This window comes from Pseudomonas sp. NY8896 (assembly GCF_039634505.1).
Genome location: NZ_CP132350.1, coordinates 5,459,672 through 5,483,899 on the forward strand (window position 1 = coordinate 5,459,672; position 24,228 = coordinate 5,483,899).

General features: G+C 62.6%; 20 protein-coding genes. 9 read left to right on the plus strand and 11 right to left on the minus strand.

Annotation, left to right across the window (positions count from 1 at the left end):
* Positions 1-34 precede the first annotated feature (34 nt).
* From bamA to rpsB, 9 genes are all read right to left on the minus strand, one after another.
* Positions 35-2,398, minus strand: coding sequence for an outer membrane protein assembly factor BamA (gene bamA, locus Q9451_RS24615; protein WP_012270842.1), 2,364 nt, complete (start codon positions 2,396-2,398; stop codon positions 35-37).
* Positions 2,399-2,472: 74 nt separating this feature from the next.
* Positions 2,473-3,825 carry an RIP metalloprotease RseP gene (rseP, locus tag Q9451_RS24620; RefSeq protein ID WP_012270841.1) on the minus strand — a complete coding sequence of 451 codons (1,353 nt, stop codon included), beginning with the start codon at positions 3,823-3,825 and terminating at the stop codon, positions 2,473-2,475.
* Between the two features lie 71 nt (positions 3,826-3,896).
* Entirely contained in the window at positions 3,897-5,087 is a 1,191-nt protein-coding gene (ispC, locus tag Q9451_RS24625; protein ID WP_012270840.1) for a 1-deoxy-D-xylulose-5-phosphate reductoisomerase, read from the minus strand.
* Entirely contained in the window at positions 5,084-5,899 is an 816-nt protein-coding gene (locus Q9451_RS24630) for a phosphatidate cytidylyltransferase (protein ID WP_012270839.1), read from the minus strand. The genes ispC and Q9451_RS24630 overlap by 4 nt, the downstream gene beginning before the upstream one ends.
* Complete coding sequence (uppS, locus tag Q9451_RS24635; protein WP_012270838.1) at positions 5,899-6,654, minus strand: polyprenyl diphosphate synthase; 756 nt, start codon at positions 6,652-6,654, stop codon at positions 5,899-5,901. Before uppS ends, Q9451_RS24630 begins: the two co-directional genes overlap by 1 nt.
* A 15-nt stretch (positions 6,655-6,669) precedes the next feature.
* Positions 6,670-7,227: a ribosome recycling factor gene (frr, locus tag Q9451_RS24640; RefSeq protein ID WP_012270837.1), complete on the minus strand. Its 558-nt coding sequence runs from the start codon at positions 7,225-7,227 to the stop codon at positions 6,670-6,672.
* Complete coding sequence (pyrH, locus tag Q9451_RS24645; protein ID WP_345960799.1) at positions 7,224-7,967, minus strand: UMP kinase; 744 nt, start codon at positions 7,965-7,967, stop codon at positions 7,224-7,226. Before pyrH ends, frr begins: the two co-directional genes overlap by 4 nt.
* 180 nt (positions 7,968-8,147) lie before the next feature.
* Positions 8,148-9,011: a translation elongation factor Ts gene (gene tsf / locus Q9451_RS24650; RefSeq protein ID WP_012270835.1), complete on the minus strand. Its 864-nt coding sequence runs from the start codon at positions 9,009-9,011 to the stop codon at positions 8,148-8,150.
* Positions 9,012-9,196: 185 nt separating this feature from the next.
* A complete protein-coding gene (gene rpsB / locus Q9451_RS24655; RefSeq protein ID WP_012270834.1) occupies positions 9,197-9,934 on the minus strand; it encodes a 30S ribosomal protein S2 in 738 nt (245 codons plus the stop codon).
* Between the two features lie 345 nt (positions 9,935-10,279).
* Here rpsB and map point away from each other — a divergent pair, with 345 nt between their 5' ends.
* The 4 genes from map to Q9451_RS24675 all read left to right on the plus strand — a co-directional run bounded on the left by map (position 10,280) and on the right by Q9451_RS24675 (position 15,409).
* A complete protein-coding gene (gene map, locus Q9451_RS24660) occupies positions 10,280-11,062 on the plus strand; it encodes a type I methionyl aminopeptidase (protein WP_012270833.1) in 783 nt (260 codons plus the stop codon).
* Between the two features lie 42 nt (positions 11,063-11,104).
* A complete protein-coding gene (locus Q9451_RS24665) occupies positions 11,105-13,807 on the plus strand; it encodes a [protein-PII] uridylyltransferase (protein ID WP_012270832.1) in 2,703 nt (900 codons plus the stop codon).
* A 30-nt stretch (positions 13,808-13,837) separates the two neighbouring features.
* Positions 13,838-15,037 carry a succinyldiaminopimelate transaminase gene (dapC, locus tag Q9451_RS24670; RefSeq protein WP_012270831.1) on the plus strand — a complete coding sequence of 400 codons (1,200 nt, stop codon included), beginning with the start codon at positions 13,838-13,840 and terminating at the stop codon, positions 15,035-15,037.
* A gap of 141 nt (positions 15,038-15,178) precedes the next feature.
* Positions 15,179-15,409, plus strand: a complete 231-nt coding sequence (locus tag Q9451_RS24675) for a calcium-binding EF-hand-containing protein (protein WP_012270830.1) — start codon at positions 15,179-15,181, stop codon at positions 15,407-15,409.
* 56 nt (positions 15,410-15,465) lie between these two features.
* Here Q9451_RS24675 and Q9451_RS24680 read toward each other — a convergent pair whose 3' ends face one another.
* Positions 15,466-17,112, minus strand: coding sequence for a Na+/H+ antiporter (locus Q9451_RS24680; protein WP_012270829.1), 1,647 nt, complete (start codon positions 17,110-17,112; stop codon positions 15,466-15,468).
* Between the two features lie 308 nt (positions 17,113-17,420).
* On the opposite strand from Q9451_RS24680, the gene Q9451_RS24685 reads away from it, so the two are divergent.
* The 4 genes from Q9451_RS24685 to Q9451_RS24700 all read left to right on the plus strand — a co-directional run bounded on the left by Q9451_RS24685 (position 17,421) and on the right by Q9451_RS24700 (position 20,528).
* Complete coding sequence (locus Q9451_RS24685) at positions 17,421-17,768, plus strand: ArsC family reductase (RefSeq protein ID WP_003252272.1); 348 nt, start codon at positions 17,421-17,423, stop codon at positions 17,766-17,768.
* A 31-nt stretch (positions 17,769-17,799) separates the two neighbouring features.
* Positions 17,800-18,834 (plus strand): 2,3,4,5-tetrahydropyridine-2,6-dicarboxylate N-succinyltransferase, encoded by a 1,035-nt coding sequence (gene dapD / locus Q9451_RS24690; RefSeq protein WP_012270827.1) that lies wholly within the window; start codon positions 17,800-17,802, stop codon positions 18,832-18,834.
* An 81-nt stretch (positions 18,835-18,915) separates the two neighbouring features.
* Positions 18,916-20,121, plus strand: a complete 1,206-nt coding sequence (locus Q9451_RS24695; protein ID WP_012270826.1) for a cysteine desulfurase — start codon at positions 18,916-18,918, stop codon at positions 20,119-20,121.
* Positions 20,118-20,528, plus strand: a complete 411-nt coding sequence (locus Q9451_RS24700; RefSeq protein ID WP_012270825.1) for a SufE family protein — start codon at positions 20,118-20,120, stop codon at positions 20,526-20,528. Before Q9451_RS24695 ends, Q9451_RS24700 begins: the two co-directional genes overlap by 4 nt.
* Before the next feature lie 162 nt (positions 20,529-20,690).
* On the opposite strand, the gene tcdA is transcribed toward Q9451_RS24700, so the two are convergent.
* The gene (gene tcdA / locus Q9451_RS24705) at positions 20,691-21,500 is read right to left on the minus strand and encodes a tRNA cyclic N6-threonylcarbamoyladenosine(37) synthase TcdA (protein WP_012270824.1); all 810 of its coding nucleotides are present in this window, start codon (positions 21,498-21,500) and stop codon (positions 20,691-20,693) included.
* Positions 21,501-21,619: 119 nt separating this feature from the next.
* On the opposite strand from tcdA, the gene Q9451_RS24710 reads away from it, so the two are divergent.
* Positions 21,620-24,208: a glycosyltransferase gene (locus Q9451_RS24710; RefSeq protein ID WP_012270823.1), complete on the plus strand. Its 2,589-nt coding sequence runs from the start codon at positions 21,620-21,622 to the stop codon at positions 24,206-24,208.
* The last annotated feature ends 20 nt before the right edge of the window (positions 24,209-24,228 follow it).

Below are 24,228 nucleotides of genomic sequence, written 5' to 3' on the forward strand. Positions count from 1 at the left end.
TGGATAAACCGTTGTCATTAAGCAGGGGCCGACCTTAGAAGGTCTGGCCCAGAGAGAATTGGAACACCTGGGTATCGGCATCGTCCGGCTTCTTGACCGGCATTGCCAGGCTGAAGCTCAGCGGGCCCAGTGCGGTAATCCAGGTGACACCCAGGCCGACCGAACTGGCCATGCCCGAGAAGCCGACCTTCTCGCAATCAGGTTTGTTGCCGCAATTGGTGTCGAACACGTTACCCACGTCCCAGAACACGGACGTGCGCAGCGAACGCTGATCCTTGACGAACGGCAGCGGGAACAGCAATTCGACGCCACCTTGAACCAGCACGTTGCCACCGAACGGCAGCGGATCCTGGTCCGGGTCACGGATGGTACCGGGTTTGCCGTTAGGATCATCCGCGCCACGGCTCGGGGTACTGCGCGGGCCCAGGCTGCTGTCCTTGAAGCCACGGACAGAGTTGAAGCCACCTGCGAAGTAGTTCTCGTAGAACGGCAGGCCCGATGTACTGCCATAACCATCACCATAGCCCAGTTCGGTGTGCAGGCGCAGGGTGTAGTCGTTGCTGATCGGCTGAAACAGCTGCCCACGGTAGTCGAGCTTGAAGAACGACAGGTCGCTGCCCGGAATGGTGGATTCCAGGGTCAGGCTTTGCGAGTGACCACGGGTGGCCAGCACGCCTTTGTTCAAGGTCGATTCGGACCAACCGATCGAAGCCTTGAAGTTCAGGAAGTTGTCGCCTTCCTGGTCGAGGAAATCGAAGATCTCGTCAACGGTGTACTTACCGGTCTTGATCTTGTCCTGCTGCACGCTCAGGCCGTAGGTCAGGCGCGAGGTTTCGCTGATCGGGTAGCCCAGGCTCACGCCGGCACCGTAGCTGTCGACCGCATAGCTGGCCACGTCGACGTCGAGGTCGTCGTAGTCGGTGCTGCGGTAGAAGGCGTTGTAGCCCAGGCTGACGCCATCGGCAGTGAAGTAGGGATCAACGAAGCCGAAGTTGTAGCGGGTCTGGTATTCCGAACGGGTCAGGCCGACGGATACTTTGTTACCGGTACCGAGGAAGTTGCTCTGGCTGATCGAACCACCGAGGATCAGGCCGGCGCTCTGGGCGAAACCGACGCTGGCGGTGATCGAGCCGGAGGCCTGCTCTTCGACGCTGTAGTTGACGTCGACCTGGTCGTCGGTGCCCGGCACCGGTGGGGTCTCTACGTTGACTTCCTTGAAGAAGCCCAGGCGCTCCAGACGGGTCTTGGACTGGTCGATCAGGTAGGTCGACGCCCACCCGCCTTCCATCTGGCGCATTTCGCGGCGCAGCACTTCGTCTTCGGTCTTGGTGTTGCCGCGGTAGTTGATGCGGTTGACGTAGGCACGCTTGCCCGGGTCGACCACGAACATGATGTCGACCGTGTGGTCCTGGTCGTTCGGCTGTGGCACGCCGTTGACGTTGGCGAAGGTGTAGCCTTCGTTACCCAGGCGGCGGGTGATCAGCTCGGAGGTGGTGGTCATCACCTTGCGCGAGAATACCTGGCCTGGCTGCACCAGCAGCAGCGACTTGACCTGGTCTTCCGGCACCTTGAGGTCACCGGACAGCTTCACGTCGCGAACGGTGTACTTCTCGCCTTCGTTGATGTTGACGGTGATGTAGACGTGCTTCTTGTCCGGCGTGATGGACACCTGGGTGGAGGCGATGTCCATGTTGATGTAGCCGCGGTCCAGGTAGTAGGAACGCAGGCGCTCCAGGTCACCGGAGAGTTTTTCACGGGCGTACTTGTCATCGTTCTTGAAGAACGACAGCCAGTTGGTGGTCTTCAGCTCGAACAGCTGCCCCAGGGTTTCATCATCGAACACGTTGTTGCCAACGATGTTGATGTGCTGGATGGCGGCGACGGTGCCTTCGTTGATCTTGATCTTCAGCGCCACACGGTTGCGCGGCTGCGGCACCACTTCGGCGTCGACCTCGGCCGAGTAGCGGCCCTGGGCCACGTACTGGCGCTGCAGCTCGTTACGCACACCTTCGAGGGTGGCACGCTGGAAGATTTCGCCCTCGGCCAGGCCCGATTGCTTCAGGCCCTTCATCAGGTCTTCGGTGCTGATCGCCTTGTTGCCTTCGATCTCGATGCTCGACACCGACGGGCGCTCGACCACGTTGATGATCAGCACATTGCCATCGCGGTTCAACTGGATGTCCTGGAAGAACCCGGTCTTGAACAGGGAACGGGTCGAGTCCACCAAGCGGCGGTCATCGGCCTGGTCGCCGACGTTCAGCGGCAGGGCACCGAACACACTGCCGGCGGAAACCCGCTGCAGGCCGTTGACGCGAATATCGGAGATGGTGAAGGACTCGGCGTGAACTTCAGCGATCATCAGTGCGGACATGACCGCAGTTAGCAGCAGACGTTTCATGAAGTCCTTTTATTCCAACTGGCAATAAACAACCTACCGCCACAAAACGGCAGGTTCGCAATTGAGCGAAGCTTTTATAGTCGACCCAGATCGTTGATCAGGGCGAGCAACATCACCCCTATGACCAAACTGATACCGATCTGGACCCCCCAACCTTGCACCCGATCGGATAGCGGACGACCGCGCGCCCACTCGACCAGGTAAAACAGCAAATGCCCCCCATCCAGTACTGGAATGGGCAGCAGGTTAAGAACCCCCAGGCTTATGCTCAGGTAGGCCAGGAAATTCAGGAAATCCCCCACGCCGGACTGGGCTGAAGCGCCCGCCACTTTAGCAATGGTTATCGGTCCACTCAAGTTTTTTACCGAGAGCTCCCCGAACAGCATTTTCTTCAGCGATTCAAGGGTCAGGACGCTCATGTTCCAGGTGCGCGACAAGCCCTCACCCACCGCATCCAGCGGGCCGTAGCTGACTTCGCGGAGCATGTTGGCAGGCCATTCGCCACCTTTTACCCCGGCACCCAGATAGCCACCAACTGCCTTGCCCTCGCCCTTGCGGGCCAGGGTCACCGGCAGCTCCAGGGCCGCACCGTCGCGCTCCACACGCACCACTACTTTGGCATCTGGGCGGGCGCGAACACTGTCGACTACTTGCTGCCATTCAGTGACGGCCTGGCCATCGACAGCCAGCAACTTGTCACCGGTTTTCAGGCCCGCAGCGGCTGCCGGCCCCTTCGGATCGATCTCGGCAAGCACTGGCGTGATCGCCGGGCGCCAAGGGTGCAGCCCCAGAGACTGGATCGGGTCCGGCTCGTCAGCGCCCTTGAGCCAGCTGTCCAGCTTGACCTGCAGTTGGCGCTCAGCGCTGGCGCCCTCTTCAAGCACGCCAACCTGCAACGTACCGCTCTCACCCAGGCGACGAACCAGTTGCAGATTGACCGCTGACCAACCGTTGGTCGCTTTGCCATCGATAGAAACGATTTCCTGACCTGCGGTCAGACCGGCCGATGCTGCCAGGCTGCCACTATCGACCGCACCGATTACCGGACGGACCTGCTGGGTACCCAGCATCGCCAGCACCCAGAAAAACAGGATAGCCAGCAGAAAGTTGGCAATCGGGCCTGCCGCGACGATCGCGATACGCTGGCGTACCGACTTGCGATTGAACGATTGCCCAGCCAGCGCTGGCGGCACATCGCCTTCGCGCTCGTCGAGCATCTTGACGTAGCCCCCCAACGGGATAGCCGCAACCACGAACTCGGTGCCGTGGCGGTCATGCCAACGCAGCAGCGGCGTGCCGAAGCCCACCGAAAAACGCAACACCTTGACGCCACAGCGGCGCGCCACCCAGAAGTGGCCGAATTCGTGGAAAGTGACCAGCACCCCCAAGGCCACAAGGGTGCCGATAATCATGTAGAGCGCTGTCATGTCCATCTCCGAATGATGTTCAGCGGGCCGGTGTCACGCCCAGCCCCCTCACGAACCGTGGCGAGCCTGCATCAGCGACCGTGACGCCTCAGCCACTCACGGGAAAGCTCCCGGGCACGCTGATCGGCGGCAAACACCGCGTCCAGCGACGGCAGCGGCACGACGGGCTCCTGGTCGAGTACCTGTTCGATCATACCCGCGATCTCCGGGAAGCGGATACGCCGCTCAAGAAATGCCTCGACCGCCACTTCGTTGGCCGCATTGAGCACGGCGGGCGCGCTATTGCCGGCCTCGGCAGCCTGCCGCGCCAGGCGCAGGCAAGGGAAGCGTTGTTCGTCGGGCGCCTGGAAATCCAGACGGGCGATGGCGAACAGGTCCAGCGGCGCGACCCCGGAGTCGATCCGTTCAGGCCAGGCCAAGGCATTGGCGATCGGTGTGCGCATGTCCGGGTTGCCCAGTTGCGCGAGCACCGACCCGTCCACATAGTCGACCAGCGAGTGGATCACGCTCTGCGGGTGCACCACCACCTCGACCTTGGCCGGCGCAGCATCGAACAGCCAGCAGGCTTCGATCAGTTCGAGCCCCTTGTTCATCATGCTGGCCGAATCCACGGAAATCTTGCGCCCCATGGACCAGTTAGGGTGCGCGCAGGCTTGTTCCGGGGTCACGTCCAACAACGCCTCGACCGGCGTCTCGCGGAACGGACCACCGGAAGCGGTCAGCAGGATCCGGCGCACACCAACGGCACTCAAGCCTCGGGCGTAGTCGCCAGGCATGCACTGAAAGATCGCGTTGTGCTCACTGTCGATCGGCAGCAACACGGCGCCACTGCGCCGCACTGCCTCCATGAACAGCGCGCCCGACATCACCAGCGCTTCCTTGTTGGCCAGCAATACCTTCTTGCCAGCCTCGACAGCCGCCAGCGTAGGGCGCAGGCCGGCGGCACCGACAATGGCCGCCATCACTGCATCCACTTCCGCTGCCGACGCCACCTGGCACAGCCCGGCCTCGCCTTCCAGCACCTCGGTGGCGCAGCCGGCTGCAGCCAGGCTTGCGCGCAGCCTTGCGGCTGCCTCGGCGCTCGGCACCACGGCGAACGCCGGGCGATGACGCACGCACAGCGCCAACAGCTCGTCGACGCGCGAATAGCCACTGAGGGCAAACGCCTGATAGCGATCAGGGTGCCGCGCGATCACATCCAGCGTGCTCAGGCCGATGGAGCCAGTGGCCCCGAGCACGGTAATACGCTGCGGGCGACTCACATCACACCCCATTCGGCAGCCCACAACAGCACCGCAAAAATCGGGATTGCCGCAGTCAGGCTGTCGATGCGATCAAGCACGCCACCGTGGCCGGGCAGCAGGTTGCTGCTGTCCTTGATGCCGGAGCGGCGCTTGAACATGCTTTCGGTCAGGTCACCGACTACCGAGGCCATGACCAGCAGCGCGGCGCCCAGCAGGCCGAGCAGGACCTGACCAAAGCTCCAGTCGCGGCTGATGCCGACACCCAGGGTAATCAGCAGGCTGACCGCCAGACCACCGTACACGCCCTCCCAGCTCTTGCCCGGGCTGACTTGCGGGGCCAGCTTGCGCTTGCCGAACGCCCGCCCAGAGAAGTACGCGCCAATGTCGGCAGCCCACACCAGCACCATGACCGACAGGATCAACCCGTTGCCCAGCGGCCAGTGCTTGAGCAGCACCAGCCCCTGCCAGGCGGGCAGCAGCACCAGCAGGCCGATCAGCAGCCGGCAGGCAGCACTGGCCCACAGCTCGCTGCTGCGCGGATAGGTCAGCACCAGCCAGGTTGCCAGCCCCCACCAGATCACCGCGGCGCCCAGCACCCAGGGCGCCAGCTCTGGAAGGATGTACAGCAGCATCAGCGCCCCGGCGACCACCGCGGCATAGGCAATACGCAGCGGCTGGGCCATCAGCCCGGCAAGGCGCGCCCACTCCCAGGCACCGAGGGTCACCACGAAGCCGATGAACAGGGCGAAATCGCCACCGTTGAGCAGGAAGAAACCGCCCAGCGCGATCGGCAGCAGGATCAGCGCAGTAATGATGCGTTGTTTAAGCATTAAGCACGAGCTCCAGCCTCGACCTGCTCGCTGGTCTTACCAAAGCGGCGCTGGCGCGAAGCGAAATCGGCCAGGGCATTGCGCATGGCCTCGTGTTTGAAGTCCGGCCAGTACAGGTCGGAGAAATACAACTCGGCATAGGCCAGCTGCCACAGCAGGAAATTACTGATGCGGTGCTCGCCACCGGTGCGGATGCACAAGTCCGGCAATGGCAGCTCGCCGGTTGCCAGGCAGGCCTGCAAAAGGCCCGGGGTGATGTCTTCCGGGCGCAGGTGCCCAGCTTGCACTTCCCGCGCCAGCCGCTGGGCGGCCTGGGCGATGTCCCACTGGCCACCGTAGTTGGCTGCAATCTGCAGGATGAAGCGATTGTTACCGGCGGTCACTGCCTCGGCTTCGCGCATGGCAGCCTGCAGCTCAGGGTGGAAACGCGAACGGTCACCGATGATGCGCAGGCTGATGTTGTTTTCATTGAGGCGCTTGGCCTCACGGCGCAGGGCCGAGAAAAACAACTCCATCAGCGCACCCACTTCTTCGGCGGGGCGCTGCCAGTTTTCGCTGGAGAAGGCGAACAGGGTCAGCACCTCGACCCCGGACTTGGCACAGACTTCGATGACCGCGCGAACGGCGTCGACACCCGCCTTGTGCCCGGCAACGCCGGGCAGCAGGCGTTTCTTCGCCCAGCGGTTGTTGCCATCCATGATGATCGCGACATGACGCGGCACCGAGGACGGCACCGCTGGCTTGGTCTTTTCCATTAAAAAACCCCGGCCTTAAACGGCCATCAGGTCCTTTTCCTTGGCTTTGAAGGCAGCATCGACTTCGGCAACGAACTTGTCGGTCAGCTTCTGGATCTCATCAGCGGCGCGACGTTCTTCGTCTTCACTGATTTCCTTGTCCTTGGTCAGCTTCTTCAGGTCAGCCAGGGCGTCGCGGCGCACGTTGCGCACAGCTACCTTGGCGTCCTCGGCCACACCGCTGGCCTGCTTGGTGTAGCCCTTGCGGGTTTCCTCGGTCAGGGCCGGCATCGGCACACGAATGGTGGTACCGGCGCTGGATGGGTTCAGGCCCAGGTCGGAGGTAAGGATGGCCTTCTCGATGGCAGCGCTGAGGTTCTTGTCGTGAGCGACGATCTTCAGGGTGCGAGCATCTTCGACGGTGATCGCGGCAACCTGGTTCAGCGGCATTTCGCTGCCCCAGGCAGTGACCTTGACGGTATCCAGGATGCTTGGGTGCGCGCGACCAGTGCGGATTGCCGCCAGGTTGCGGCCCAGGGCCTCGAGGGACTTGGTCATGCGCTCCTGCGCGTCTTTCTTGATGTCGTTGATCATGCTTGGCCTTCCTCGATCAGAGTACCTTCAGCGCCACCCACCACGATGTTCAGCAGGGCGCCAGGCTTGTTCATGTTGAATACCCGCAATGGCATCCCGTGGTCGCGACACAGAACGATTGCAGTCAGGTCCATCACACCCAGCTTGCGATCCAGGACCTCGTCGTAGGTCAGGTGATCGAACTTCTCGGCGTGCGGGTCCTTGAATGGATCGGCAGTGTACACACCATCGACCTTGGTCGCCTTCAGCACCACATCGGCATCGATTTCGATGGCACGCAGGCAGGCTGCGGAGTCGGTGGTGAAGAACGGGTTGCCAGTACCGGCGGAGAAAATTACCACATCCCCGGAGTTGAGGTGGCGAATAGCTTTGCGACGATCGTAATGATCGGTGACACCGACCATGGAAATGGCCGACATGACCAGGGCCGGGATGTTCGAGCGCTCCAGCGCGTCGCGCATGGCCAGGGCGTTCATCACGGTGGCCAGCATGCCCATGTGGTCACCGGTGACACGGTCCATGCCGGCTGCGCTGAGCGCGGCACCGCGGAACAGGTTGCCACCGCCGATCACCAGGCCGACCTGGACACCGATCCCTACCAACTGGCCAACTTCAAGGGCCATACGATCCAGCACTTTCGGGTCGATCCCGAAGTCTTCCGAGCCCATCAGGGCCTCGCCGCTAAGTTTGAGCAAAATGCGTTTATAGCGAGGTTGGCGACCACTCACCTGCTGAGCCATTGCGAGTCTCTCCTGCGGCGTACTTTTAGAAAATTCATGCGGGCTGTTTGCAGCCTGCTAACTGTAGCGTGGCACCGTTTTGGCGCCAGCGGCGGCGGGCCTTATAAACCCTTTGCCGTTTTGACAAAGAGGCTGCGCGCGTGAGCGGGCAGCCTCTTTGGGGCGACAGACGAGGCTGTCTTACTGCTTGGCAGCAGCTACCTGAGCGGCAACTTCAGCAGCGAAGTCGTCGACTGGCTTCTCGATGCCTTCGCCTACTTTGAAGTAGGTGAAGGAAACGATTTCAGCACCGGCTTTCTTGGCCAGTTCACCAACCTTGACTTCTGGGTTCATGACGAAGGCTTGCTCTTTCAGCGAGGCTTCGGCCTTGAACTTGGTGATACGGCCGTTGATCATGTTTTCAACGATGTTTTCCGGCTTGCCGGCGATCTTGTCGGCGTTCAGCTGCAGGAAGACACCCTTCTCGCGCTCGATGGCCTCGGCGGAGATTTCCGACGAATCCAGGAACTCAGGGTTCGACGCTGCAACGTGCATGGCGATGTTTTTCGCCAGCTCTACGTCACCGCCTTTCAGAACGACGACAGCGCCGATCTTGTTGCCGTGCAGGTAGGCACCGACAACGTCACCTTCAACGCGCACCAGGCGACGGATGTTGACGTTCTCGCCGCACTTGGCAACCAGGGCTTCACGAGCAGCTTCACGCGAGGCGATCAGCGGAGCAGCATCGGTCAGCTTCTGGGCGAAGGCTTCTTCGAGGCTTTCGGCAACGAAGTTCTTGAAGTCGTCTTGCAGGGCCAGGAAGTCGGTCTGCGAGTTCACTTCCAGCAGGACGGCGGATTTACCGTCGGTCTTGACGGCGATAGCGCCTTCAGCAGCGACGTTGCCAGCCTTTTTGGCGGCCTTGATGGCGCCCGAGGCACGCATGTCGTCAATGGCTTTTTCGATGTCGCCGCCGGCCTTTTCCAGGGCCTTTTTGCAATCCATCATGCCTTCGCCGGTACGCTCGCGCAGTTCTTTTACCAGCGCTGCAGTAATTGCTGCCATTTCAAAATCCTCTTGGAAAGTTTTTCAACCATTCCACCCGTTGATCACGGGCGTTCAATTCTGCTAATCCGCTGTTTTCATTTCAGCACGCCCATGATGCGGGGCCGATGCTGACAGCAGGATTTCAAGGTGGCAAAAAGGGGGCAGAGCCCCCTTTTTGCGTGCCAAGTAGACGCTAGCGCCTATTACTCAGCAGCAGGTGCAGCCGCTTCTTCAACATAGACTTCGGTGCCGCCAGCAACGTTGTTGCGGCCGCGGATGATGGCGTCAGCCATCGAAGTCATGTACAGCTCGATGGCGCGGATGGCGTCGTCGTTGCCTGGGATGATGTAGTCAACACCTTCCGGGCTGCTGTTGGTATCGACAACGCCGATAACCGGGATGCCCAGCTTGTTTGCTTCGGTGATAGCAATGCGCTCGTGATCAACGTCGATCACGAACAGGGCATCAGGCAGACCGCCCATGTCCTTGATACCACCCAGGCTGCGGTCCAGCTTTTCCAGATCGCGCGAACGCATCAGGGCTTCTTTCTTGGTCAGCTTGGCAAAGGTGCCGTCTTCGGCCTGGGTTTCCAGGTCGCGCAGACGCTTGATCGAAGCGCGGATGGTTTTGTAGTTGGTCAGCATGCCGCCCAACCAGCGGTGATCAACGTATGGCGAACCAGCGCGAGCAGCTTGCTCGGCGACGATCTTGCCGGCGGAACGCTTGGTGCCGACGAACATGATCTTGTTCTTGCCCTGAGCCAGACGCTCTACGAACGCCAGAGCGTCGTTGAACATTGGCAGGGTTTTTTCCAGGTTGATGATGTGGATCTTGTTACGCGCGCCGAAAATGTACTTGCCCATTTTCGGGTTCCAGTAACGGGTCTGGTGGCCGAAGTGCACACCGGCCTTCAGCATATCGCGCATATTGACTTGGGACATGATAGTTCCTTGATAAGTCGGGTTGGGCCTCCACGCGTCCCAATGACCAACCCGCAAATTCGAGAATCCGGGGCACCCAGGTCATCGTGTCGACACGTGTGTGGGTTTAAGCTGACGGGGTCGTCCCCGAAAGCGGCGCATGTTATACCACAGACCGCGAGCGAACGAAACCCGGATGAGGTCGCGTCCGTCAGCGGTTTTTGCAGCGCCCCGTCAAACAGGCCAAAATGCCTCCTGTAGAGAGCAGCATGGCCGCCTTTATCCCGACAGAATGCCGCCCTGCTCTGCTAGAATCCGGCCTTTCCCGTTTGTTCGCGCCGCATGCGGCGCTGTAGAGAGCCTGTAATGACCGTCAACATCAAGACCGCAGAAGACATCGAGAAGATGCGCATCGCCGGCCGCCTGGCCGCCGACGTGCTGGAAATGATCGAGGAACACGTCAAGCCCGGTGTTACCACCGAAGAGCTCGACCGCCTGTGCCATGACTATATCGTCAACGTCCAGCAGGCCATCCCGGCGCCGCTCAACTACAAGGGCTACCCGAAGTCGATCTGCACCTCGATCAACCATGTGGTCTGCCATGGCATCCCCAACGACAAACCGCTCAAGGACGGTGACACGCTGAACATCGACGTCACCGTGATCAAGGACGGCTACCACGGCGATACCAGCCGCATGTTCCACGTCGGTAACGTGCCGGTATGGGCCGAGCGCCTGTCCAAGGTTACCCAGGAGTGCATGTACAAGGCCATCGAGCTGGTCAAGCCGGGCTGCCGCCTGGGCGATATCGGCGAAGTGATCCAGAAGCACGCGGAAAAGAACGGCTTCTCCGTGGTGCGCGAGTTCTGCGGCCACGGCATCGGCAAGGTGTTCCACGAAGAGCCGCAGATCCTGCACTACGGCCGCGCCGGCACCGGCATGGAGCTTAAAGAAGGCATGACCTTCACCATCGAGCCGATGATCAACCAGGGCAAGGCCGACACCAAGGTGCTGGGCGACGGCTGGACTGCCATTACCAAGGATCGCAAGCTTTCAGCCCAGTGGGAACACACCCTGGTGGTGACCGCGACCGGCTACGAGATTTTCACCCTGCGCAAGGACGACACCATCCCGCGCACTTCGGCCTGACCTCGCCCCCCACAGGCCACCCCACGACAGGAATGTGACGCGATGCCCCAGGTGGATCCCGAGCTGTTCGACCGTGGCCAGTTCCAGGCGGAACTGGCCCTCAAGGCGAGCCCTATCGCCGCCTTCAAGAAAGCCATCCGTCTGGCCGGCGAGGTGCTCGACAAGCGTTTTCGTGCTGGTAGCGAAATCCGCCCACTGATCGAAGCCCGCGCCTGGCTCGTCGACAACATCCTGCAACAGGCGTGGAACCAGTTCGACTGGGGCGACCAAAGCGGCATCGCCTTGGTCGCGGTAGGCGGTTACGGGCGCGGTGAGCTGCACCCGCACTCGGACATCGACCTGCTGATACTGCTGGGCGCTGCCGAGCACGAGCAGTACCGCGACGCTATCGAACGCTTCCTTACCTTGCTGTGGGACATCGGCCTGGAAGTGGGCCAAAGCGTGCGCACCGTCGACGAATGCGCCGAACAGGCCCGCGCCGACCTGACGGTCATCACCAACCTGATGGAAAGCCGCACCATCTGCGGCCCAGAGGCCCTGCGCCAGCGCATGCTGGAGGTGACCAGCACCGCGCACATGTGGCCGAGCAAGGAGTTCTTCCTGGCCAAGCGCGCCGAGCTCAAGGCCCGCCACCACAAGTACAACGATACCGAGTACAACCTGGAACCCAACGTCAAAGGGTCGCCAGGTGGCCTGCGCGACATCCAGACGGTGCTGTGGGTGGCCCGCCGCCAATACGGCACCCTGAACCTGCATGCGCTGGCCGGCGAGGGTTTCTTGCTGGAAAGCGAGAATGAACTGCTGGCCTCGTCCCAGGACTTTTTGTGGAAGGTGCGCTACGCCCTGCACATGCTTGCCGGACGCGCCGAAGACCGCTTGCTGTTCGACCACCAGCGCAGCCTGGCCACACTGCTGGGCTACGGCGACGACAACCCCAAGCGGGCGATCGAGCAGTTCATGCAGCAGTATTACCGGGTGGTGATGAGCATCAGCCAGCTGTGCGACCTGATCGTCCAGCACTTCGAAGAGGTCATCCTCGCCGACGAGGAAAGTGGCAGCACCCAGCCGCTCAATGCGCGCTTCCGCCTGCATGACGGCTATATAGAAGCGGCCAACCCGAACGTGTTCAAGCGCACGCCGTTCGCCATGCTGGAAATTTTCGTGCTCATGGCCCAGCGCCCGGAAATCAAGGGCGTACGTGCCGATACCGTGCGCCTGCTGCGCGAGCACCGGCACCTGATCGACGACACGTTCCGCACCGATATCCGCAACACCAGCCTGTTCATCGAGCTGTTCAAGTGCGAAATCGGCATTCACCGCAACCTGCGGCGGATGAACCGCTACGGCATCCTTGGCCGCTACCTGCCGGAGTTTGGCTTGATCGTCGGGCAGATGCAGCATGACCTGTTCCACATCTACACAGTCGATGCGCACACCCTCAACCTCATCAAGCACCTGCGCAAGCTGCAATACACGCCGGTATCCGAAAAATTTCCGCTGGCCAGCAAGCTCATGGGGCGCCTGCCCAAGCCCGAGCTGATCTACCTGGCCGGCCTGTACCACGACATCGGCAAGGGCCGCCAGGGCGACCACTCGGAAATCGGCGCGGTGGACGCGCAAAAATTCTGCGAGCGCCACCAGTTGCCGGCCTGGGACAGCCGCCTGATCGTCTGGCTGGTGCAAAACCACCTGGTGATGTCGACCACTGCCCAGCGCAAGGACTTGTCCGACCCGCAGGTGATCAATGACTTTGCCCTGCACGTGGGCGACGAGACCCGCCTCGATTACCTGTACGTGCTGACCGTGGCCGATATCAACGCCACCAACCCCAGCCTGTGGAACTCATGGCGGGCCAGCCTGCTGCGCCAGTTGTACACCGAGACCAAGCGCGCCCTGCGTCGCGGCCTGGAAAACCCGCTGGACCGCGAAGAGCAGATTCGCCAGACCCAGTCATCAGCGCTGGATATCCTGGTGCGCGAGGGCACCGACCCAGACGACGTGGAACAATTGTGGTCGCAGCTGGGTGACGACTACTTCCTCAAGCACAACGCCGCCGATGTGGCCTGGCACACGGATGCAATTCTCCAGCAACCGGCCGATGGTGGGCCGCTGGTACTGATCAAGGAAACCACCCAGCGCGAGTTCGAAGGCGGCACGCAGATCTTCATCTACGCCCCCGACCAGCACGATTTCTTCGCCGTGACGGTGGCGGCCATGTCGCAGCTGAACCTGAACATCCACGATGCGCGCATCATCACGTCGAGCAGCCAGTTCACCCTCGACACCTACATCGTGCTGGACAACGACGGTGGCTCGATCGGCGACAACCCGCAGCGGGTAAAGCAGATTCGCGACGGCCTGACCGAAGCGCTGCGCAACCCCGAGGACTACCCGACCATCATCCAGCGCCGAGTGCCGCGCCAGCTCAAGCACTTCGATTTCCCACCGCAGGTGACCATCCTCAACGATGCCCAGCGGCCAGTGACCATCCTCGAAATTACTGCACCCGACCGCCCTGGTCTGCTGGCCCGGCTGGGGCGGATTTTCCTGGAGTTCGACCTGTCGTTGCAGAACGCCAAAATCGCCACCCTCGGTGAGCGGGTGGAAGACGTGTTCTTCATCACCGATGCCGACAACCAGCCGCTGTCGGACCCGCAGCTGTGCAGCCGCCTGCAGGAAGCCATCGTGCAGCAGCTACAGGCCGGCCAAGGTAGCGACACCAGCCCGACCCGCGTGACTTTTTAACGATTAGACGATTGACGAGACCTTGCGCAGATGAACCATGCCTTGACCCAGCTTCAGCCTTACCCGTTCGAAAAGCTCCGCGCCCTGCTGGGCAGCGTGAAGCCTGCGGCGGACAAACGCGCCATCGCCCTGTCGATCGGTGAGCCGAAGCACGAATCGCCGGCGTTCGTCGCCCAGGCCATGGCCGACAACCTCGACAAGCTGGCGGTATACCCCAGCACCCTCGGCTTGCCGGCCCTGCGCCAGGCTATCGGCCAGTGGTGCGAACGGCGCTTTGGCGTACCGGCCGGCTGGCTGGATGCCGACCGCCACATCCTGCCGGTAAACGGCACCCGTGAAGCCCTGTTCGCCTTCACCCAGGCCGTGGTCAACCGTGCCGATGACGGCCTGGTCATCAGCCCCAACCCGTTCTACCAGATCTACGAAGGCGCAGCACTGCTGGCCGGTGCCACCCCGCACTACCTGCCGTGCCTGGAAAGCAACGGCTTCAACCCCGACTTCGACGCCGTCCCGGCCGAGGTATGGAAGCGCTGCCAGGTCCTGTTCCTGTGCTCGCCAGGCAACCCCACCGGCGCGCTGGTGCCGATGGACACCCTGAAAAAGCTGATTGCACTGGCCGATGAGCACGACTTCGTGATTGCGGCCGACGAATGCTACAGCGAGCTGTACTTCGATGAGGACGCACCGCCACCGGGCCTGCTGACCGCCTGCGCCGAACTGGGCCGCAGTGACTTCAAGCGCTGCGTGGTGTTCCACAGCCTGTCCAAGCGCTCCAACCTGCCGGGCCTGCGCTCGGGCTTCGTCGCTGGCGATGCCGAGATCATCAAGCCGTTCCTGCTGTACCGGACCTACCACGGCTGTGCCATGCCCGTGCAGACCCAACTGGCCAGCGTCGCCGCCTGGCAGGACGAGGCACATGTGCGCGCCAACCGCGACCAGTACCGAGCCAAGTACGATGCCGTGCTGGATATCCTGCAACCGGTGCTCGACGTACAACGCCCGGACGGCAGCTTCTACCTGTGGGCCAAGGTGCCGGGCAACGACGATGCCGCCTTCACCCGTGACCTGTTCGAAGCCGAACACGTGACCGTGGTGCCAGGTTCGTACCTGTCCCGCGAAGTCGACGGCGTGAACCCCGGTAGCGGGCGTGTGCGCATGGCCCTGGTTGCCCCCCTGGCCGAGTGCATCGAGGCGGCGGAGCGTATTCGCGCGTTCTTGCAAAAGCGCTGAGCCGTCCTGAAAACCTTGCCGACCGGCAGGGCAGATCGACGCCGTCGAATTGCCCTACCGGCCAGGCTGAATACGCCAATATCGCCCCAATCACCCCGACCTTAAGGTTAAGCCTCCTCCACCGCAGACGAGGCAACACCCATGACCCGGATCAGCAGCGATATATGTCAGGATGCCAAAAGCTGGCTCCTCGAAATGGACGACAACGGCGACGGCAAGGTTTCGCTGGAAGAATTCAAGAAGCGCTTCGACAACTTGCACAGTAGCGATGAGAGGGATGCCATCCTGGCACTGATGGATGTGAACGGCGACGGTTTCATAGAGGTGGGCGAAACCCTGCTGCGCCTCGATGGCTCCCCTGCCTGCAAGTAAGCCAGGCAACGCCCGTGCTCTCGGTCAGCGCGGGCAATCCTCGCCATTTCGACGCCCTACCTGACTTGCCCAAGGTTCGCTTCACTCATGTCCAGCTCCCCCAGGACCTGGCGCACCACTTCATCACCGACCAGGTGCTGGCGATGCAGGTTGTATAGCTCCAACCGCTGCGCCCTCAGTGCACGCAAGCGCAAATGCCGCTCCAGCAGGTCCATCTGCTCGGCCAGCGCCTTGGCTTCGGCGCTGTCGTTGTAGCTGTCCAGCTCATCCCGGTATTCTGCCATCAACCGCGCTTTCAGTTCGGTCGCCAAGGTCGCCTGCGCGGCGTCCTGCGGCGCATTGCTGTCGATCACCTCCTCTGCCTCCAGGGCATGGATCGCCGCTTCGGCCGTGCGCCGCCAGGCTTCCTGCACTTCCTGGCGCAGGCGCTCGTCCGGGCTCTTGGTCACCCCGCGCAGCAACAACGGCAACGCGATACAGGCACTGATCAACGACAGCAGGATCACCCCGGCGGCAATGAAGATCAACAAGTCACGTTCCGGGAAGGCCTTGCCCGCCCCCATCAGCAACGGCACCGACATCACACCTGCCAAGGTCACCGCACCCCGCACCCCGCCCAGGGTCAGCAGCCAGCAGGAGCGCGCTGTAGGCATCAGCACCAGCGCCGGTTTGCCACGCCAGCGACGCACCACGCCGATCGAGCGCCAGATGCTCTGCACCCAGATGTAACGCAGCAGGATAAGCGCGGCAAAGATCGCCACCACATCCAGGCAGCGGTAGGCCAGGGTCGGCCAGACGGTGGGTTCGTGGCTGACCACCGCCTTGATGATGTCCGGCAACTGCAGGCCCAACAGCAGGAAGATCAGGCCGTTGAAGGCGAACTCCAGCAGCGACCAGACGCTGCGGTTGAGCAGGCGGGTGCTGGTTTGCCGTGGCAGCAGGTCGAGCCAGCTCTGCATCATGCCCGCCGCCACCGCCGAAAGGATGCCCGACACGCCAAGACGCTCGGCCAGCACATAGGCAGCAAATGGCAACAGCAGCATGAACACCACATGCGTGGCTGGGTCGTCCCAGCCGCGAGCGATCATCCAGGCGCGCAGGCGGCCGACCAGCCAGCTCAAGCCCACACCCACCGCCAGACCGCCAAGCGCGACCAGGACAAAACTGAAGCTTGCATCGGTCAGCGAGAACACCCCGGTAATCGCCGCTGCCAAGGCAAACTTGAAGGTCACCAGGCCCGACGCATCGTTCATCAGGGCTTCGCCCTGCAGCATGTGCATCAGCGGCGTGGGCAGGCGGTCTTGGGCAATGGCCGAAACCGCCACGGCGTCGGTTGGCGAAAGTACCGCTGCCAGGGCGAAGGCCACTGGCAACGGGATGCTCGGCAGCAGCCAGTGAATGAAGTATCCAGCCCCAACCACGGTGAAAAGGACCAGCCCGACGGCCAGCGCCACCACGGGCCCGCGAATGCGCCACAGCTCCCGCTTGGGGATGCGCCAGCCGTCGGCAAACAGCAGCGGCGGCAAGAACAGGAACAGGAACAGTTCGGGGTCAAGGGCCACATGCAGGCCCAGTGTCGGCAAGGCCAGCAAGGCACCGGCGGCGATCTGCACCAGCGGCAAGGGAAGCGGAATCATGCGGCCGACCAGCTTCGACAGGCTGACCAGCGTCAGCAGGATGAGGACGGTGTAGGCGGACTGCATCCGGGAGAGCTTCCTTTGTGAACCAGAAACGATAGCAGGGCGAAACATCGCCATTGAAACAATATGTTAGCGGCGACCGACGGTTTGGGGCCGCTGCACGATAGTCGCAGGTGGCAGGTGAATATGTAACATGATGATACTTCTTCGTCTGTGAGATCGAGCGCCGCACGGCCGGCACCCAATCGCCGACCCACTGCAAGACTCAAGGCGAGCACACCCGTGGCGCTCACAGTTTGGTTCCCGCATAATCCCGCGACTGACATCGAAAAACGGAGAGATTGGGGCAACCTGCACCCCCAATGTACACAATGACCTACACGCTCTACGGCATAAAAGCCTGTGACACCATGAAAAAGGCGCGTACCTGGCTCGAAGACAAGGCCATCGCCTACGAATTCCACGATTACAAGACCCAAGGCATCGACCGTGACAGCCTGAACCGCTGGTGCGACGAACACGGCTGGGAAGTCATCCTCAACCGTGCCGGCACCACATTCCGCAAGCTGGACGACGCCAGCAAGGCAGACCTCGACCAGGCCAAGGCCGTCGAGCTGATGCTGGCCCAGCCGTCGATGATCAAACGCCCGGTGCTGGACCTTGGCGCGCGTACCCTGGTCGGCTTCAAGCCCGACCTGTACGCCGCTGCCCTGGCCTGAGCCCCTACCCTATTTCGCACGAGGTAATCACATGTCCAATACCCTGTTCAGCCTGGCCTTCGGTGTCGGCTCCCAGAACCGCCAGGGCGCCTGGCTGGAAGTGTTCTACGCACAACCTTTGCTTAACCCGAGCGCCGAACTGGTTGCTGCGGTAGCCCCTGTTCTCGGTTACGAAGGTGGCAACCAGGCCATCGCCTTCAGCAACGGCCAGGCCGCCCAACTGGCCGAAGCCCTGAAAGGCGTTGATGCTGCCCAGGCCGCCCTGCTGACCCGCCTGGCCGAGAGCCACAAGCCGCTGGTCGCCACCCTGCTGGCCGAAGACGCTGCCCTGACCTCCACCCCAGAGGCCTACCTCAAGCTGCACCTGCTGTCGCACCGCCTGGTCAAGCCACACGGCGTCAGCCTGGCCGGTATCTTCCCGCTGCTGCCGAACGTGGCCTGGACCAACCAGGGCGCGGTCGATCTGGCCGAACTGGCCGAGCTGCAACTGGAAGCGCGCCTTAAGGGCGAGCTGCTGGAAGTGTTCTCGGTGGACAAGTTCCCGAAAATGACCGACTACGTGGTCCCGGCCGGCGTGCGTATCGCCGACACCGCCCGTGTGCGCCTGGGCGCCTACATCGGCGAAGGCACCACCATCATGCACGAAGGCTTCGTCAACTTTAACGCGGGCACCGAAGGCCCAGGCATGATCGAAGGCCGCGTGTCCGCTGGCGTATTCGTCGGCAAAGGTTCGGACCTGGGCGGCGGTTGCTCGACCATGGGCACCCTGTCCGGTGGCGGCAACATCGTCATCAAGGTCGGCGAAGGCTGCCTGATCGGCGCCAACGCCGGTATCGGCATTCCGCTGGGCGACCGCAACACCGTCGAAGCCGGCCTGTACATCACCGCCGGCACCAAGGTGAACCTGCTGGACGAGAACAACGAGTTGGTGAAAGTGGTCAAGGCCCGCGACCTGGCTGGCCAGACCGACCTGCTGTTCCGCCGCAACTCGCTGAACGGCGCCGTAGAGTGCAAGACTCACAAGTCGGCCATCGAGCTGAACGAAGCACTGCACGCCCACAACTGAGAACCTTGTCGGGTTTGAAGTGTTAAGATCGGGTCTGGCGCCAACGCGCCAGACCCGATTTTCATTCCAGGCCCCGCGAACATGTTCCAGCCCTCCCCCTGGCGTGCCGACTTTCCCGCCATCGCCGCCCTGCAACGGCAGCACCAGACCTACCTGGACAGCGCCGCCACCAGCCAGAAGCCGCAAGCCCTGCTCGATGCCCTGAGCCATTACTACGGCCATGGCGCAGCCAACGTGCACCGTGCCCAGCACTTGCCCGGTGCGCTGGCGACCCAGGCCTTCGAAACCAGCCGCGACAAGGTCGCCGCCTGGCTCAATGCCGCAGACTCACGGCAAGTGGTGTTCACCCACGGCGCCACCTCGGCACTGAACCTGCTGGCATACGGCCTGGAACACCGCCTCGAAGCCGGGGACGAAATTGCCGTCAGTGCCCTGGAGCACCATGCCAACCTGCTGCCCTGGCAACAGCTGGCGCACCGGCGCAACCTGCGCCTGGTGGTACTGCCGCTGGACGCTCATGGTTGCATCGACCTGAACCAGGCACTGCAACTGATCGGCCCGCGCACCCGCGTGCTGGCAGTCAGCCAGCTGTCCAACGTACTGGGTACCTGGCAACCGCTACCGGCGCTGTTGGCCCATGCCCGCGCCCAAGGCGCGCTGACCGTGGTCGATGGTGCCCAGGGCGTGGTGCACGGCCGCCATGACGTGCAGCAACTGGGGTGCGACTTCTATGTGTTTTCCAGCCACAAGCTGTACGGCCCGGACGGCGTCGGCGTGCTTTATGGCCACAGCCAAGCGCTGGGGCTGCTGCGCCACTGGCAGTTCGGTGGCGAGATGGTGCAACTTGCCGAGTACCACAGCGCCAGCTTCCGCCCGGCACCGCTGGGGTTCGAGGCAGGTACGCCGCCCATAGCCGGGGTGATCGGCCTTGGCGCAACCCTGGGCTACCTGGCCAGCCTCGATGCCCAAGCGGTCGCGGCCCACGAAACCAGCCTGCACCAGCACCTGCTGCGCGGCCTGGCTGACCGCGAAGGCGTGCGCATACTCGGTACGCCACAGGCGGCCCTGGCCAGCTTCGTCATCGAGGGCGTGCACAATGCCGATATTGCCCACTTGCTCACCGAGCAAGGCATTGCCGTGCGCGCCGGTCACCACTGTGCCATGCCGCTGCTGAAAGGCTTGGGCCTGGAAGGCGCAATTCGGGTGTCGCTGGGCTTGTACAACGACAGCGATGACTTGCAGCGCTTTTTCACGGCGCTGGATCAGGGCCTGGAGCTGCTGCGATGAACATGCCGGAGCAGGCACGCCAGGCGCTGGACGCTTTTGAACAGGGCAAGGGCTGGGAGCAGCGCGCGCGGCTGCTGATGCAATGGGGCGAGCGACTGGAACCGCTGGCCGAGACTGAAAAGACCGAAGCCAACCGGGTGCATGGCTGCGAAAGCCTGGTCTGGCTGGTGGCCGAGCAGGTCGACGGCTTGTGGCGGTTCAAGGCCAGTAGCGATGCACGCCTGTTGCGCGGGCTGCTGGCGTTGATGCTGGTGAGGGTGCAGGGGTTGGCCAGTGACGAGTTGGCCATGCTCGATCTGCGCGCGTGGTTTACACAGCTGGGGCTTGAGCGCCAACTGTCGCCGTCGCGCAGCAATGGGCTGCATGCGGTGCTGCAGCGGATGGCGGAGTTGGCGTCCAACCGCTAAATCCAGGGCAACGCTGCTCCCTGTAGGAGCGGCCTTGTGTCGCGATGGGGCGCGCAGCGGCCCCCACATTTTCAGCTTCGCCGCCAAAATTGCTGGGGCCGCTTTGCGGCCCTTTCGCGACACAAGGCCGCTCCTACAAAGACCGAGTAGGCCTGAGAATGGTTACTCAGGTTTGATACGCTCCGAAGGGCGCCGCGCACCGGCCACCAGCTTCTCGATCGCCTTGCTGGCTGCCACCATGCCAAAGGTCGCGGTCACCATCATCACCGCGCCAAAGCCACCCGCGCAGTCCAGCCTTACGCCCTCACCCACGAAGCTTTTCTGCAGGCAAACGCTGCCATCGCCCTTGGGGTAACGCAGCTGTTCGCTGGAGAACACGCACGGTACGCCATAGTTGCGGCTGACATTGCGCGAGAAGTTGTAGTCGCGGCGCAGGGTTGAGCGCACCCGCGAAGCGAGCGGGTCGTTGAAGGTCTTGTTCAGGTCGGCGATCTGGATCTGCGTCGGGTCGATTTGCCCACCCGCACCACCGGTGGTGACAATCGCGATCTTGCGCCGCCGGCACCAGGCGATCAGCGCCGCCTTGGCCATCACGCTGTCGATGCAGTCGATCACGCAATCCAGCTGCTCATGGATGTACTCGACCATGGTCTCGCGGGTGACGAAGTCAGCCACCGCATGCACCTTGCACGCCGGGTTGATCGCTCGCAGGCGTTCGGCCATGACCTCAACCTTGGGCCGCCCCACCTGGCCTTCCAGGGCATGGGCCTGGCGGTTGGTGTTGCTGACGCAGACATCGTCCAGGTCGAACAGGGTGATTTCGCCCACGCCACTGCGGGCCAACGCTTCGGCCACCCAGGAGCCCACTCCGCCAATACCGACCACCGCCACATGGGCCTGGCCCAGGCGTTGCAGCCCCTGGTCGCCGTACAGCCGGGCAACGCCGGCGAAGCGTGGATCTTCTGTGCTCATGTTCATACCCCAAAAAACCGGCGCGCATTATATGCCAGCGGGCCCATCGCCTGCATCGTTAGGAAAGAGACTACCAACCCTGCTTTAATGTCCTATCACTTCGACACAAATGGACGACAATGTCTTCACGTAAATTCGGCCTGAACCTGGTTGTGGTGCTGGCCATCGCCGCGCTGTTCACCGGGTTCTGGGCACTGATCAACCGCCCGGTTTCCGCCCCCGCCTGGCCAGAGCAGATCTCTGGCTTTTCGTATTCGCCATTCCGCCTGGGTGAAAGCCCGCAGAAGGGCCAGTACCCTACTGACGACGAGATGCGCCAGGACCTGGAGCAGTTGAGCAAACTGACCGACAGCATCCGTATCTACACCGTGGAAGGCACCCAGGCCGACATCCCGCGCCTGGCCGAGGAGTTCGGCCTGCGGGTGACGCTGGGCATCTGGATCAGCCCGGACCTGGAACGCAACGAACGCGAAATCGCCACCGCCATCGAGCTGGCCAACACCTCGCGCAGTGTGGTGCGGGTAGTGGTCGGTAACGAGGCGCTATTCCGCGAAGAAGTCACCCCGGAAAACCTGATCAAATACCTGGATCGGGTACGTGCGGCCGTAAAAGTGCCGGTGACCACCAGTGAGCAATGGCACATCTGGAAGGAACACCCAGAACTGGCCAAGCACGTCGACCTGATTGCCGCGCATATCCTGCCCTATTGGGAGTTCGTGCCGATGAAGGACTCGGTCGAGTTCGTCCTCGACCGCGCCCGTGAGCTGAAGCACCAGTTCCCGCGCAAACCCCTGCTGCTGTCGGAAGTCGGCTGGCCAAGCAACGGCCGCATGCGCGGGGGTGCCGATGCCACCCAGGCCGACCAGGCCATCTACCTGCGCACCCTGGTCAACACCCTCAACCGCCGTGGCTACAACTACTTTGTCATCGAAGCCTACGACCAGCCGTGGAAAGCCAGCGACGAAGGCTCGGTAGGCGCCTACTGGGGCGTGTACAACGCCGAGCGCCAGCAGAAGTTCAACTTCGACGGCCCGGTGGTGGCGATCCCGCAGTGGCGTGCTCTGGCGGTGGCCTCGGTGGTGCTGGCGATGATCGCCCTGATGGTGCTGTTCATCGACGGCTCGGCCCTGCGCCAGCGTGGCCGGACCTTCCTCACGTTCATCACCTTCCTGTGCGGGTCGGTGCTGGTGTGGATCGCCTACGACTACAGCCAGCAGTACAGCACCTGGTTCAGCCTGACCGTGGGCGTGCTGCTGGCCCTCGGTGCGCTGGGCGTGTTCATCGTGCTGCTCACCGAAGCCCACGAACTGGCCGAGGCCGTCTGGATACACAAGCGCCGCCGCGAGTTCCTGCCGGTGCAGGCCGACAGTGCCTACCGGCCCAAGGTGTCGGTGCATGTGCCGTGCTACAACGAACCGCCAGAAATGGTGAAACAAACCCTCGACGCCCTGGCTGCCCTGGACTACCCCGATTACGAAGTGCTGGTGATCGACAACAACACCAAGGACCCAGCCGTGTGGGAGCCGCTCAAGGCCCACTGCGAGAAGCTCGGCGAGCGCTTCAAGTTCTTCCACGTCGCGCCCCTGGCCGGTTTCAAGGGTGGCGCGCTGAACTACTTGATCCCGCACACGGCCAAGGACGCCGAAGTGATCGCGGTCATCGACTCGGACTACTGCGTCGACCGCAACTGGCTCAAGCACATGGTGCCGCACTTCGCCGACCCGAAAATTGCCGTGGTGCAGTCGCCGCAGGACTACCGCGACCAGCACGAAAGCGCCTTCAAGAAGTTGTGCTACAGCGAATACAAGGGCTTCTTCCACATTGGCATGGTCACCCGCAACGACCGTGATGCGATCATCCAGCACGGCACCATGACCATGACCCGGCGCAGCGTGCTGCAAGAGCTGGGCTGGGCCGAGTGGTGCATCTGCGAGGACGCCGAACTGGGCCTGCGGGTATTCGAGAAGGGCCTGTCGGCCGCCTATGCCCACAACAGCTACGGCAAAGGCCTGATGCCCGACACCTTCATCGACTTCAAGAAGCAGCGCTTCCGCTGGGCCTACGGCGCCATCCAGATCATCAAGCACCACGCCGGCGCCCTGCTGCGCGGCAAGGGCAGTGAGCTGACCCGTGGCCAACGCTATCACTTCCTGGCCGGCTGGCTGCCATGGATCGCCGATGGCATGAACATCTTCTTCACCGTCGGTGCGTTGCTGTGGTCGGCGGCGATGATCATCGTGCCGCACCGGGTCGACCCGCCACTGATGATCTTCGCCATCCCGCCACTGGCGCTGTTCTTCTTCAAGGTCGGCAAAATCATCTTCCTCTACCGCCGTGCGGTGGGGGTGAACCTGAAGGATGCCTTTGCGGCGGCGCTGGCGGGGCTGGCGCTGTCACATACCATCGCCAAGGCGGTGCTGTACGGGTTCTTCACCAGCAGCATGCCGTTCTTCCGCACGCCAAAGAATGCCGACAGCCACGGGTTGCTGGTGGCGATTTCCGAAGCGCGTGAAGAGCTGTTCATCATGTTGCTGCTGTGGGGGGCGGCGCTAGGCATCTACCTGGTGCAGGGGCTGCCGAGCTCGGACATGCGCTTCTGGGTGGCGATGCTGCTGGTACAGTCGTTGCCTTATCTGGCGGCGCTGGTGATGGCGTTCCTGTCATCGCTGCCCAAGCCTGCACCCCAGGTACATCCCGCGCACACTTGACCTGGACTGCCGGCCACCTG

Bases quoted from the DNA above. Each gene is read 5' to 3' on its own strand.
- bamA (WP_012270842.1), bottom strand. From the start codon at position 2,398: ATGAAACGTCTGCTGCTAACTGCGGTCATGTCCGCACTGATGATCGCT.
- rseP (WP_012270841.1), bottom strand. From the start codon at position 3,825: ATGACAGCGCTCTACATGATTATCGGCACCCTTGTGGCCTTGGGGGTG.
- Q9451_RS24630 (WP_012270839.1), bottom strand. From the start codon at position 5,899: ATGCTTAAACAACGCATCATTACTGCGCTGATCCTGCTGCCGATCGCG.
- uppS (WP_012270838.1), bottom strand. From the start codon at position 6,654: ATGGAAAAGACCAAGCCAGCGGTGCCGTCCTCGGTGCCGCGTCATGTC.
- frr (WP_012270837.1), bottom strand. From the start codon at position 7,227: ATGATCAACGACATCAAGAAAGACGCGCAGGAGCGCATGACCAAGTCC.
- pyrH (WP_345960799.1), bottom strand. From the start codon at position 7,967: ATGGCTCAGCAGGTGAGTGGTCGCCAACCTCGCTATAAACGCATTTTG.
- tsf (WP_012270835.1), bottom strand. From the start codon at position 9,011: ATGGCAGCAATTACTGCAGCGCTGGTAAAAGAACTGCGCGAGCGTACC.
- rpsB (WP_012270834.1), bottom strand. From the start codon at position 9,934: ATGTCCCAAGTCAATATGCGCGATATGCTGAAGGCCGGTGTGCACTTC.
- map (WP_012270833.1), top strand. From the start codon at position 10,280: ATGACCGTCAACATCAAGACCGCAGAAGACATCGAGAAGATGCGCATC.
- Q9451_RS24665 (WP_012270832.1), top strand. From the start codon at position 11,105: ATGCCCCAGGTGGATCCCGAGCTGTTCGACCGTGGCCAGTTCCAGGCG.
- dapC (WP_012270831.1), top strand. From the start codon at position 13,838: ATGAACCATGCCTTGACCCAGCTTCAGCCTTACCCGTTCGAAAAGCTC.
- Q9451_RS24675 (WP_012270830.1), top strand. From the start codon at position 15,179: ATGACCCGGATCAGCAGCGATATATGTCAGGATGCCAAAAGCTGGCTC.
- Q9451_RS24680 (WP_012270829.1), bottom strand. From the start codon at position 17,112: ATGCAGTCCGCCTACACCGTCCTCATCCTGCTGACGCTGGTCAGCCTG.
- Q9451_RS24685 (WP_003252272.1), top strand. From the start codon at position 17,421: ATGACCTACACGCTCTACGGCATAAAAGCCTGTGACACCATGAAAAAG.
- dapD (WP_012270827.1), top strand. From the start codon at position 17,800: ATGTCCAATACCCTGTTCAGCCTGGCCTTCGGTGTCGGCTCCCAGAAC.
- Q9451_RS24695 (WP_012270826.1), top strand. From the start codon at position 18,916: ATGTTCCAGCCCTCCCCCTGGCGTGCCGACTTTCCCGCCATCGCCGCC.
- Q9451_RS24700 (WP_012270825.1), top strand. From the start codon at position 20,118: ATGAACATGCCGGAGCAGGCACGCCAGGCGCTGGACGCTTTTGAACAG.
- tcdA (WP_012270824.1), bottom strand. From the start codon at position 21,500: ATGAGCACAGAAGATCCACGCTTCGCCGGCGTTGCCCGGCTGTACGGC.
- Q9451_RS24710 (WP_012270823.1), top strand. From the start codon at position 21,620: ATGTCTTCACGTAAATTCGGCCTGAACCTGGTTGTGGTGCTGGCCATC.